Source organism: Corallococcus carmarthensis (assembly GCF_003611695.1).
Lineage (GTDB): Bacteria > Myxococcota > Myxococcia > Myxococcales > Myxococcaceae > Corallococcus > Corallococcus carmarthensis.
Genome location: NZ_RAWE01000270.1, coordinates 1 through 11925 on the forward strand (window position 1 = coordinate 1; position 11925 = coordinate 11925).

The window sequence follows — 11925 nt, forward strand, 5'->3', positions numbered from 1 at the left end:
CCGGCTCCCGCCCGCCCTGCGTCCGCGACTCCATGGCTCGCATCATCAGTCCCCCCTCATCCAAGATCAGGGTCCGTCCACGGGCATGACTGGCATCCGGCCTCGCGTCCGCGAGCGGCGCGCACGGAGTCGAGGCTTTGCCGGAAAAACGCCTTCCCCCCGTTTTCTTGACCGCCCGAAGGGATGTTCGAACTGTCATGCCCGGACACTCCTGGTTGCTCCTGCTTTGAAGGATTGTCGCGAGGCGGTACGCGTGGTGCGGGCCTGGAGGCGGGGGCGGGCGTTCACTCGGGGACAGTGGGTGGCCCCTGGGACGGATTGGGTCGGACCCCGGATTTCCCGCATCGTTCGGAGTCCTGGTTCCGGGGGGGCGGGGTGGTTGGCCGCGCTCTTGCCGGGACCGTCACGGCCTTCCGGGGGGAAGCCATCATGTCGAACCTGCTCGACCTGCCGCGTCAGGCGTTGATGGACCTGCGTTCGCGCCTCAGCCACCTGCCGCTCGTGTCCCATCTGCACCGCCGGCACGCACCCAACAGCCTGGCGCTGTCCAGCCCCGCGCCGCAGGACTCGGTGCTGGCGGATCCGCAGCGCGTGGAGATGTGGCGCCGCGCGGTGGAGCGCTACGTGCGCCCCAACCAGGTGGTGGTGGACGTGAAGGCGGGCACCGGCCTGCGCACCTTCCTGGCCGCGCACCAGCACCCGCGCAAGCTGTACGCGGTGGATGACTCGCGCCTGCTGGACACCACGCAGTGGGTGGCCCGCCGCAACGGCCTGGACCGCATCGACTTCGTGCGCGAGCCCACCTGGCACTTCCAGCCTCCAGAGAAGGCGGACGTGCTGCTGCACGACCTGCTGGGAGATGCGCTGCTCGACGCGGGGCTCGTGCCCAGGATGCTGGACCTGCGCTCGCGGCTGCTCAAGCCCGGGGGCCGCATCCTCCCCAACCGCTTCGAGGTCTTCGTGGAGCCCGTGCAGCTTCGCGACGAGGCGTGCGTCCCGTTCATCTGGACGCAGCACCTGCCCCACGTGGACTTCCGCTGCCTCCAGTCGCTGCGCGAGGCGATGAGCCCGTCGTACTTCACGCGCATGGTGCGGCCCTATGAAGTGAGCCACCTGCTGTGCGAACCGGAGCCCGCGTTCGGGTTCGACCTGGAGACGATGCGCGCGGACGGACTGCCTTCACGCGTGCGCCTCCGGCGGCCGGTGGAGGAGGACGGGCGGGTGGATGGCTTCTGCCTGTTCTACAAGGTCGCCTTCGACGCGGAGCTGGCCTTCGACGTGTCTCCGATGCGCGAGCGCAACACCACGGCGATGACGCTCCTGCGCGTGGAGCCCCGCGAGTTCAGCCGCTACGACACGCTGGACTTCGAGCTGGAGCTGCCCAACCCGTCCGACCCGCGCACCTGGCGGTGGCAGTTCACCTGACGGCAGTGCCGGAGTCCGGAGTGATGCCCGGTGGACAGGCTTCCTGCCTCCGGGTGTCGCCGGAGGTGGGCGCACTGCCTAGCTTGCACTCCACATGCGACCGTTCCGGCTCCTCGTCCTGCTTCTCGTCTCCGTTGCCGCGCTGCCCGCCGCGGCCCAGGCCCCGCGCACCGTGGCGGGTGTCTGTGGCAGCACCAACTGGGTCTGTGTGTCGGAGTGCATCGACGCGGAGTGTGTCGACAAGTGCATGCGCGAGGGGTGCGAGGACGCGCTCAAGCGGCTGAAGTCCTGCACGAGCAAGGCGGCCTGCGCGCCCGACGACTCGGCGTGCGCGGCGAAGTCGTGCGGCCTCACCTGTGAGAAGTCCTTCGAGCCCGCGCCCAAGAGCCCGGAGAAGCTGGCGGCCCATCCATGCGAGGGCGACAAGGCGCCAAAGGGCACGGCGGTCCCACGGGAGCTGGTGGGCACGTGGGTGCTGTCCGCGGCGAGCATCCCGGACGTGGACCAGGGACAGGAGGAGCGCATCGACGTGCAGCCCCGGTCCGACTACGCGCGGGCGCTGCAGGTGACGCCCAACGGGTGCTTCGTGCTGAGGACGAAGCTGGATGACGCGACGCTGGGGCGCGGCAGCACGTTGGATGTGCGCGCGTGGGGCCGGCTGGAGGTGAAGGACAAGAAGCACCTGGCGCTGCGCACGCAGGACGGGCAGGCCGTGGGTCCGGTGTGCGGCAAGGAGCGCGTGGTGCCCCTGTCCAAGGGCAAATTCAAGGGCGGGGAGTTCACCTACGCCATCGAGGAGAAGGACTCGCTCGTCCTCACGGTGCCGGGCGCCACACGGCAGACGTTCCAGTTCGAACGCGAGAAGCAGGAGGCGCCGGAACCGCAACCCAAGCCGTAGGAGGACCTTGCCCCCATGGGGGTGCACGGGTGAGAAGAACGCCATGGCAGGCCGCGAGCGGATGGCGAGCATGGACGCGGCGTGGCTCCAGATGGAGGAGCCCGCGAACCTGATGATGATCACCGCGGTGCTGTGGTTCGACGGCGCCGTGGACCGCGAGCGTCTGCGCGCGGTGCTGCAGGAGCGGCTGGTGGAGCGCTACCCGCGCTTCCGGCAGCGGGTGGTGCCCGGGCCGCTGGGCGCACCGCACTGGGAGGACGCGCCGGACTTCAACCTGGACGAACACCTGTCCACGCTGCGCGTGCCGGAGTCGGCGGGACGCGCGGGGCTGGAGGCGCTCGTCGGGGACTGGATGGGCGTGCCGTTGGAGCGCTCCCGTCCGCTGTGGCACTTCCACCGGGTGCGGGGCGCGCCGGGCGGGGACGTGCTGCTCGCGCGGCTGCACCACTGCATGGCGGACGGCATCGCGCTCGCGCGGGTGCTCCTGTCGCTCACGGAGCCGGTGGACGCGGCGGGGACACCCGAGCGCACGGTGGGCCCGGAGACCTGGAGTGTTCCGTCCGAGGACGCGCAGCCTCCTCGGGCGCGGGGCTGGATGCGGCTGGCTCGCGGCGCCCGCGCGGCGCTGCACAAGGGCGCGGAGCTGGTGCGGGAGCCCATCCTCGCGGGCGACCTCATGCGCGAGGGCGCGAAGGGCGCGGCGGCGCTGGGGAAGTTGCTCGTGCTGCCTGCGGACCCCCGCTCGCCGCTTCGTGGGCCGCTGGGTTCCCGGAAGCTCGCCGCGTGGTCGGAGCCCATCGCGCTGGAGCGGGTGAAGGCCGTGGGCCGGAACCTGGGCGGCACGGTGAACGATGTGCTGCTCACGGTGGTGACGGGCGCGCTGCGGCGCTACCTGGACACGCGGGACGCTCCGCTGGAGGACGTGCACGCGCTGGTGCCGGTGAACCTGCGGCCGCTGGATGCGCCGGTGCCTCGCGAGCTGGGCAATCGCTTCGGCGTGGTGTTCCTGCGGCTTCCCGTGCACCTGGCGGAGCCCCGCCGCCGGCTTCGGGAGGTGGCGAAGCGGATGGAGCACCTCAAGCGCTCGCCGGAGGCCGTGGTGACGTCCGGTCTGCTGGAGCTGCTGGGGCGCACGCCCGCCGCGCTGGAGCGCGTCGTCGTGGACGTGATGGGCACCAAGGCCTCGCTCGTCGCCACCAACGTGCCCGGTCCCCGCCAGCCGGTGTCGCTCGCGGGCACCCGGCTGGAGGGACTCACGTTCTGGGTCCCCCAGGCCGGCCACGTGGGCCTGGGGGTCAGCCTCTTCAGCTACGCGGGACAGGTCACCGTGGGCGTGGCCTCCGATGCGTCGCGCGTGCCCGACCCGGGGGCCCTCGTCGCCGCGTTCCAGGACGAGCTGGGCGCGCTGGAGACGGTGGTCCCCTGAGGGCTCCTTCGACGGCTACTTCGCGAAGAGCTTGTGCGGGTCGTACTTGCCGCGCACTTCCTTGAGCTTCGCGCGGATGGCGTCCGGCCACGCGCTGTCGAAGTGCTCCGCGGAGCGGATCTTGCCCATGAAGTTGATGGTCATGTCCGGCGACAGCCACGGCTTCAGCTCCGCGCGCAGGCCCTCCGTCGCGCCGGGCAGCACCGTGTCGAAGAGCGGCGGGTGCATGCCCACCAGGCCGACGACGAAGTTGCCGGTGCGGCCACCCACCGCCGAGCCGCCGTCCACGTCCCTCCAGCTGGCGCCGCCCAGGTGCCGCACCTCCAGCATGAAGAACGGCGTCTGCACGCCCGTGCCCACGTGGCGCAGCACCGTGGTCGCGAAGTCCTGATCCACGTGCGTCAGCATCATGCCGTTGGTCCACGCGGGGCTGGGCTTGTCCGGATCATTGTGGATGCGCGCGATCTGGGATGCGGGCAGCTCGCCCAGCATGTCCAGGTAGAGGGGGGCCAGCGCGCGCAGGGGCGCCGCCAGCTTCGCGCCCTCCTCGGTGGAGCCCGGGAAGGCGAAGCGCAGGTTGAGCACCGTGCGGCCGCGCAGCGGGGGCGGGATGAAGTCGAACGGCGGGAAGCGCATCACGGCGATGCTCGTGGACACGCGCGCGTCCGCCTCCGCCGTCCACTTCACCCAGCCGCGCAGCACGGCCTCGATGTGCTCCTCCGCGAAGAAGAGGCCGCCCGCGTAGAGCGAGCGCAGCTCCACCAGCTTGAGCTTCACCTCCGTCACGATGCCGAAGCCGCCCTTGCCGCCGCGCAGGGCCCAGAACAGGTCCGGGTGGTGCTGGGCGCTCGCTTCGACCGTCTCTCCGTCACTGGTGACGAGCGTGTAGCCCACGACGTAGTCGGAGCTGACGCCATGGCTGCGGACCAGGGGCCCCAGGCCGCCGCCCAGCAGGTAGCCCACCACGCCCACGTTCGTGGACGAGCCGGCGATGGGCGCCAGGCCGTGCTTCGCGGCCTCCTCGACGACCGGCTCCCAGCGCGCGCCCGCGCCGATGGTGGCCGTGCGCGTCGCCGTGTCGATGCTCACCTGGTTCAGCGCCTTCGTGGAGATGAGCACGCCGGAGGTGATGGGCAGGTCCGTCCCGTGCCCCGTGGCCTGCACCGAGACGGGCAGCTGGTGCTCCCGGGCGAAGCGGAGGGCCTCCGCCACGTCCTGCGTGGACTTCACCGCCACCACGTACTGCGGCGTGTGGGTGACCAGGACGTTGAAGCCGGCGCACTCCGGCGCGTAGCCCGCGTCGTTGGGGGTGTAGACGGGGCCGCTCACGCGGCTGGCGAGGGTCTGGGGCATGGGGCGTTGCTCCTTCGTGTCAGCCGACCCTTGCGGGCCGGGAGGGGGACTCGGGTGAAGTGCGTTGCCACGTCGAGGGAGTACGAGCGCGAAGCAGCATAAACCTGGAAGTCCGGTGCGTACACGGAAGCGCTTCGTGACAACACATCCCGGGCTCCAGAGGGTCGCACCCCCGCCACCCCTACAGCAGGCCGTGCTCCTCCAGCTTGTTGTAGAGCGTGCGCCGGCTCACGCCGAGCAGCCGCGCCGCCAGCGTGCGGTTGTCACCCGCCCGTTTCAGCGCATCCACCAGCGCTTCCTTCTCCACGTCCTTGCGCCGTGACTCCAACGTGACGGAGTCGGAAGAAGGGGACGGAGGCAGCGGCGCGGCGACGGGCGGCGGCGCGAGTCCCGGCTGGCGTGAGAGCTCCCTCGCCACATCCGCGCCGGTGAGCACGGGCCCGTCGGAGAGCACCACCAGCCGCTCCAGGAAGTTCTGCAGCTGACGCACGTTGCCGGGCCACGGCTGGGCCTGGAGCGCGCGCAGTCCGTCCTCGCTCAGCGTGAAGGGCGGACGGCCGTTGGTCTTCGCGTGCACGTCCAGGAAGTGGCGGGCGAGGAGCGCGATGTCCTCCGGCCGCTCGCGCAGCGTGGGCAGCCAGAGAGGCACCACGTTGAGCCGGTAGAAGAGGTCCTCACGGAAGGTGCCCCGGCGCACGCCGTCCTCCAGCGGCTGGTGCGTGGCCGCCACGAAGCGGATGTCCACCTTCACCGTCTGGGTTCCGCCCAGCCGTTCGAACTCGCGCTCCTGGAGCACGCGCAGCAGCTTCACCTGCACGGAGGGGGACACGTCGCCAATCTCGTCGAGGAACAGCGTGCCGCCGTGCGCCAGCTCCACGCGGCCGGGCTTGCGCGTCGCCGCGCCGGTGAAGGCGCCCTTCTCGTAGCCGAACAGCTCGCTCTCCAGCAGCGTGTCCGGCAGCGCCGCGCAGTGCAGCTTCACGAACGGCCCCGCGCGCCGGGGACTGTTTTCGTGCAGGGCCCGCGCGGCCAGCTCCTTGCCCGTGCCGGACTCGCCGCGGAGCAGCACCGTGGCGGTGCCCTGGGCGGCCTTCACCAGCAGGGACTTCACCTCCGTCATCGCGCGGCTCGCGCCCATCAGCAGGCTGTCCAGGCCGTCCGGCGCCTTGCCGGTGCCGCGCGTGGGCTCTGGGTCCCCGCTCGCGTGGAGCAGCGCCTTCTTCAGCGTGAAGAGCAGCTCCTCGCGGTCGAAGGGCTTGAGCACGAAGTCCGCCGCGCCCGCCTTCATCGCCTCCACGGCCAGCGGCACCGTGCCGTGCGCGGTCATCAGCAGCACGGGCACGTCCGGCCAGCCGCGTCCCACCTCCGTGAGCAGCTCCATGCCGCTCATGCCCGGCATGCGCACGTCGCTCAGCACCACGTCGATGGGCCGGCGCGCGAGCAGGGCCAGGGCGTCCTTCGCGTTCGAGGCCGGATGCGGGGTGAGGCCCGCCTGCGTGAGCAGCGCGCCCAGCACCTTGAGCAGCGCCGGATCATCGTCGACCACCAGGACGTGGCCCTTCAGTGCGTCGCTCACGCGGCTACTCCTTTGGATGCCGGGGCCGTTGGGACGGGCGCGGCCGGCAGGCGCAGGCGGAGGATGGTGCCATGGCCCTCGCCGCTCGTCAGGGACGCGGTGCCGCCGTGCGCCTCCGCCACGCGCCGCACGAAGGCCAGTCCCAGGCCGCTGCCCGTGGCCTTGGTGGTGAAGAAGTCATCGAAGGCCCGCTCGCGCGTGCGCGCGTCCATTCCGCTGCCGGTGTCCTGCACCTCCACCACCACCGCTTCGCCGTCCTGCTGCGTGCGCACGGTGACGGTGCCGCCAGAGGGCATGGCCTCGAAGGCGTTGCGCACCAGGTTCTCCAGCGCGTTGGCGAGCAGGTCCTCGTCGCCCGCGCATTCGGACAGGCCGGGCGCGAGCTCCTTCTGGAGCACCACCGCTCCCGGTGTCGCGAAGGCCTGGAGCGACAGCACGCCTTCCACCAGCCGGTTCAGGTCCAGCGGCCGGCGCAGCGGTTCGACGCGCGCGAGGCGCTGGTACGTGCCCGCGACGCGGTCCAGGCGCTCCACCTGTTCCAGCAGCAGGTCCAGGAAGTCCCCGTGCGCATCCCAGGAGTGGCCGCGCGCGTGCTCCTCCTTGAGGTACTGGGCGGCGCCCTTCATCGCGGCGATGGGGTTCTTCAGGTCGTGCGCCATCTGCGCGGAGAAGCGCCCCAGCGTGGCCAGTTGCTCCAGGCGCTCGCGTTCGGTGACGAAGGCCGTGACGACCCGCCGCGCCGCCGCGAGCAGCGCGAAGGTGATGGCGGTGGTGCCCACGACGAGCGCCCCGGATTCGGCGGCGAAGACGCGGAAGAGCGCGAGGTACGCGAGCACGCCCACCAGCGCGAGCACCACGGCGTGCACCGCCGCGCTCGTGGCGCGCGCGTCCTTGCCGAAGAGCTGGAAGCGCAAGGACGCGGTGGCCATCACCGGCAGGCCCAGCAGCGTGCCCACGTTGCCCAGCTTCGGAACGGGCAGGGCCATGTCCCCCGCCAGGTCCGTGAGCAGCAGCGCGACGAGCAGGCCCAGGCCCAGCAGCACCAGTCCCGCACGCGCCCGTTCGTCCGCGGAGCCCGCGCGGCGCAGGTGGCGCGTGAGCAGCACGAAGCCCGTGGTGAGGATGGGGATGACGACCCCGGAGACCGCGAGCCCGAAGGCGAAGGTGTTGATGCGCTCTTCCAGCGCGGGCATGCCCATGGCGATGAGCATCGTCAGCGCGAGCGCGCTCATCACCGCGTAGGTGCCGTACATGGCCCAGGCGGAGCGGCGGCGGCGGCCCACGAACGCGAGGATGAAGTGCACCGCGCACGGCAGCGTCATCAGCGCCGCGGCGAAGCCCATCAACCGCCAGCCGGAATCTCCTGAGCGCGCCATCCCGAAGGCGGAGAAGTTCCAGGAGGACAGCGCGATGGACAGCAGCGACAGCGGCAGCGCGAGGGGACTCTTTCCCACGCGGGCCAGCGCGATGCCGGCGAGGGCGAGCTGCCCCGCGCACGCCAGCAGGCTGACCCACATGGCGCCCGTCATCGCGCGCCTCCGTGGCTCAGAGCATGCCCAGCCGGCGGGCGTTGGCGGGGTCGACCGCCGCGGACTCCCAGCGCCGCACCGCGGCCTCGCGCTCCGCGTCGGGTGCGTCCGCGTAGTAGCCCAGCGTGTCGTGCAGGGCGCGGCTGAGCTCTTCGATGGCGGCGAGCCGCACGTCCAGCTCGCGGTGGCGCAGCGCGGCCACCAGCCAGTCCGCGCGGCGGCGGCTGCGGTTCTCCGCCCACCATGCCGACCACTGACGCGGCTGGAGGCCCAGCGTGGCGCGCGTGACTTCGCGCAGCGCTTCCGACGCGGCCTGCGCGCACATCGCGTCGTCGCTGCCGGTGAGGTTGATGAGGCCTTCGATGGCGTCGCGGTCGTGCAGCGTGCCCAGGGCGCGGGCCGCCAGCGAGCGGCGCAGGGCATCCCGGCTGGTCATCTCCTGACGCAGGTCGCGCAGGGACGCGTCCAGGCGCGGCAGGTGCTTCAGCGCGGCGGCGGCCACGCGCGCGGCGCTGGAGATGTCCGGCTCCATGTCGAACAGGCCGCGCAGCACGCCGTCCACCAGCTCCGCGTAGGGCAGGTTGCCCGCGGTGAGCAGCGCCAGGTAGCGCGTGTCCGCGTCGTTCGAATCCAGCAGCGGCGCCAGCGCGACGGCCGCGGGACGGCCCAGGCGCGACAGGGCGGCGGGGATGGGGCCCAGCTCGTCCGCCTCCGGCAGCTCCACGACGGGCAGGCGGCTCCAGGCGGTGGGGCCGGGGAAGTTCTGCGCGAGCACGCGGGCACTGGCTTCCGGCGAGCGGGCCAGCTCCGCGATGGCGCTGGAGCGCTGGGATGCGTCCGGGCCGGTGAGCCGGCGCAGCAGGGGCGTGAAGTCCGGGGGCGGGCGCTCTTCCGGGGACAACACGCGCGGAGGCAGCGCGGCGGCACGGCCCAGGTTGGCCACGCCACCCCGGCCGAAGACGGGGTTCCAGCCGAGGCCCGCGACCACGGCGGGCGCGGGAGCGGGCAGGACCGGGGCCGGTGCCGGGAAGCCGGGCACGTCCACGTCGATGCTGATCTCCTCTTCCGGCGCGCGCAGTTCGGACACGCGCTGCTTGCGGAAGAGGATGAGCTCCTGGAATGCGGCCGGGAGGTCCTGGCAGAACAGGATGTAGTCGCTCAGCCGGCGCTGGCTCATCGGCTTCTGGCCGCAGTCGCCGTAGAGGATGGCCACGAGGCGGCCCTTCACCTCCACCGGGTACAGGAAGACGGTGCGCGGGGCCTGGCGGCCGAAGAGCTCCAGGTAGTGCCGCGTGAGCGAGTCCGGGGGCAGCGGGCCCGCGTAGCTGCCGCGAGTGACGGCGACGGTGCGGAAGACGCTGCTCGCATCCAGGGGGATGGAGACGAGGGACAGGGCGTTCGCGTCCAGGCCCTCGCCGCGCGCGTCCCAACCGCCAGCGGTGCCGCGTACGACGGCGAAGGCGGCCACGTAGTCGAACGTGCGGCGGCCGAAGCGCAGCGCCACGTCCAGCAGGCGGTCCAGGTCCCGCGTCGCCTCACGCAGCGCGGAGCGGGCCTGGGGCAGCGTCCACTCCGGCACGGCGGCATCCGGCGCGCGGGAGGCACCCGGGACGGGGGCGGGCTCCGGCGCGCGAGGACGGTTCGCGCCCGGGGTGGACGCGGGGTTGCTGAAGATGATGAACGACGGCTCGCCCCGGGGCGGCGCCGGAGGAACGGGCGGCTGGGTCGGAATGCCGGCCTGGGCCGCGCGGGCCTGCTGTTCGGGCGCGGGCGGCCACACGGCGGGACGCGCTCCCGGGGGCTGGGCGGGGGCGCCGGGCCGGTTCGCGGGTTGAGGGGCCGTGGCGGATGCGCCCTGCGGGGTCGGAGCACCTGGCGCGGCGGTGCCCGGGCGACCGGCTCCCTGTGCGGACGTCTGTGCGGTGGCGGCGGTGGCGCCCTGGGCCCCCGTCGCGGATGAGCCCTGCACGGTGGTGCCCGGTCGCGGGCCCTGTCCCGTCGTCGCGGGACCCTGACCGCCGAAGCCCTGCGTCGCGGAGATGCCCTGCGCGGTGGGGCCCGGTCCGCCGAAGCCCTGCGTCGCGGGACCCGGTGTGCCCGGGCCCTGGACGGTGGTTCCGGGACGGCTCGCCTGCGGCGGGGTGGGGTACGCACCGGGCGCGGTGGGTCGGCCGCCCTGGGTGGCGCCCTGGGCCACGGCGGGGGTCGCACCGGCCGGAGCCACGGGCAACAGCACGGGCACGGTCTGCGGCGGCGGCAGGGGACGCTCTCCCGGCGGGTAGAGCGTCGGCGGCGCGGCGGCACCCGGTGGGGCCCGGTTCGGTGCCTGCGGCGCGGGAGGCGTGGCGCGCGCGGGCGTGCCCGGCATGTTCAGCCGCAGGGGCTCGCGCGTGTACGCGGGGGGCGGGATGTCGGTGGGTGCCGGAGGCGGGGTGGGGCGCTGGACCGCGCGGGCCGTCGTCACCGGGCCCGCGGAGGTGTTGAGGCGCAGCGGCTCTCGCACGTACGCAGGCGGTGGGATGTCCTCGGGCGCGGGCTCACGCGAGGCGGCGGGACGGGCTTCCGCGGGCACGGGCTCCTGGGCCACGTTGCGCGCCAGCTGCTCCACCATGTCCACCGTCATCGACTCGTCATCCGGCGGCGGAGGCGGAGGCGGCGTGAGCGCTCCGGCCTGCCGGGCGACTCCCTCGGCCAGCTGGACGAAGCGGGGCGGCAGCGGCTGGCGGTAGATGATGGAGATCCACTCGCGCACCCGCAGCTCGATGGCGACCCACAGCTCCAGCGGCTTGCCCAGGAGGAAGCCGACTTCGTCCAGCTCCTTCTTGGGCACCGGGTAGGCGCACGCCACGTGCAGCGTGTTGCCGTCCAGGGACAGGGGGACGACGCTCAGGCGCTCGGCGATTTTGGGAGGGATGAAGCTGGCGACCTCGAGGTTGGGCTCGAAGTCCACCAGGTTCACGGGCCGGAAGCCGGAGACCTCGCCCAGCATCGCGAGGACGTCCGCTTCGGACAGGCCGCGCTCCAGGAGCACGGTGTCCACGTGGCCTCCCTGGGCCTGGTGCAGACGCAACAACTCCCCGGCCTGCTCCTGGGACAGGAGGGCGCGCGAGACGAGGTGCTGGGCAAGACGCGAAGGCATGAAGGCCGCGGCATCTTACGGCCGCGGCCGCAAGGCACAATGAGCCTGTTTCAGCTCGGTTGGACGACGAAGGTGGACGTCAGCTTGTCATGGAGCGTCTGTCCGCGGCGGTCGAACAGCGCCATCCAGAAGCCGCCCAGGAAGAGAACGAAGGAAAGCCCGGCGAGCAGCGCCCGGAAGATGGCCCGGCCCGGGGTGGGCGCCATGCCATGGGTGTCCACCAACCGCAGGCCCAGGAGCAACCGTCCCAGGGTGCGACCATTCCACAGGAAGGCCGCGACCGCGCAGTACACGGTGGCCAGCACCAGCACCAGCACCACGCCCGGCAGCAGCACGGTGTGCAGCGCGCGCAGCCAGGCGACGAACGCGTCCAGCCCGGTCAGGCCCGGCTGCGGACCCTTCACGCCCGCGACCGACGAGGCCAGGGTGATGTAGGCCGCCGCCACGGCGCTGATGGCCGCGGTGTCGACGGTGAAGGACAGCAGCCGGCGCCACAGCGAGGCGGGCCGCGCGTGGACCTCGCCAGCGGCCGGGGCCGGGGCCGCGGAGACCTTCGACTTCGCGGGAGCGGCGGGGGCG

Annotated in this window: 8 protein-coding genes; 3 read left to right on the forward strand and 5 right to left on the reverse strand. The window is 72.8% G+C overall.

Features of this window, described 5'->3' with window-relative positions; genetic code table 11:
- Window positions 1-429 precede the first annotated feature (429 nt).
- The 3 genes from D7X32_RS39445 to D7X32_RS39455 all read left to right on the forward strand — a co-directional run bounded on the left by D7X32_RS39445 (window position 430) and on the right by D7X32_RS39455 (window position 3749).
- Complete coding sequence (locus D7X32_RS39445; protein ID WP_120607678.1) at window positions 430-1425, forward strand: class I SAM-dependent methyltransferase; 996 nt, start codon at window positions 430-432, stop codon at window positions 1423-1425.
- 94 nt (window positions 1426-1519) lie between these two features.
- Window positions 1520-2323 carry a hypothetical protein gene (locus D7X32_RS39450; protein ID WP_120607679.1) on the forward strand — a complete coding sequence of 268 codons (804 nt, stop codon included), beginning with the start codon at window positions 1520-1522 and terminating at the stop codon, window positions 2321-2323.
- Between the two features lie 43 nt (window positions 2324-2366).
- Window positions 2367-3749 carry a WS/DGAT/MGAT family O-acyltransferase gene (locus D7X32_RS39455; RefSeq protein WP_120607680.1) on the forward strand — a complete coding sequence of 461 codons (1383 nt, stop codon included), beginning with the start codon at window positions 2367-2369 and terminating at the stop codon, window positions 3747-3749.
- Window positions 3750-3764: 15 nt separating this feature from the next.
- Here the strand turns inward: D7X32_RS39455 and D7X32_RS39460 are convergent, their stop codons facing one another.
- The 5 genes from D7X32_RS39460 to D7X32_RS39480 all read right to left on the reverse strand — a co-directional run.
- The gene (locus tag D7X32_RS39460; RefSeq protein WP_120607681.1) at window positions 3765-5102 is read right to left on the reverse strand and encodes an FAD-binding oxidoreductase; all 1338 of its coding nucleotides are present in this window, start codon (window positions 5100-5102) and stop codon (window positions 3765-3767) included.
- Window positions 5103-5283: 181 nt separating this feature from the next.
- The gene (locus D7X32_RS39465) at window positions 5284-6678 is read right to left on the reverse strand and encodes a sigma-54-dependent transcriptional regulator (protein WP_120607682.1); all 1395 of its coding nucleotides are present in this window, start codon (window positions 6676-6678) and stop codon (window positions 5284-5286) included.
- Window positions 6675-8207: a sensor histidine kinase gene (locus D7X32_RS39470; RefSeq protein WP_120607683.1), complete on the reverse strand. Its 1533-nt coding sequence runs from the start codon at window positions 8205-8207 to the stop codon at window positions 6675-6677. The genes D7X32_RS39465 and D7X32_RS39470 overlap by 4 nt, the downstream gene beginning before the upstream one ends.
- A 16-nt stretch (window positions 8208-8223) precedes the next feature.
- Window positions 8224-11346, reverse strand: a complete 3123-nt coding sequence (locus tag D7X32_RS39475) for a GspE/PulE/PilB domain-containing protein (RefSeq protein ID WP_120607684.1) — start codon at window positions 11344-11346, stop codon at window positions 8224-8226.
- A 50-nt stretch (window positions 11347-11396) separates the two neighbouring features.
- Window positions 11397-11925: RDD family protein (locus tag D7X32_RS39480; RefSeq protein WP_120607685.1), on the reverse strand; the 529-nt coding region annotated here is incomplete at its 5' end.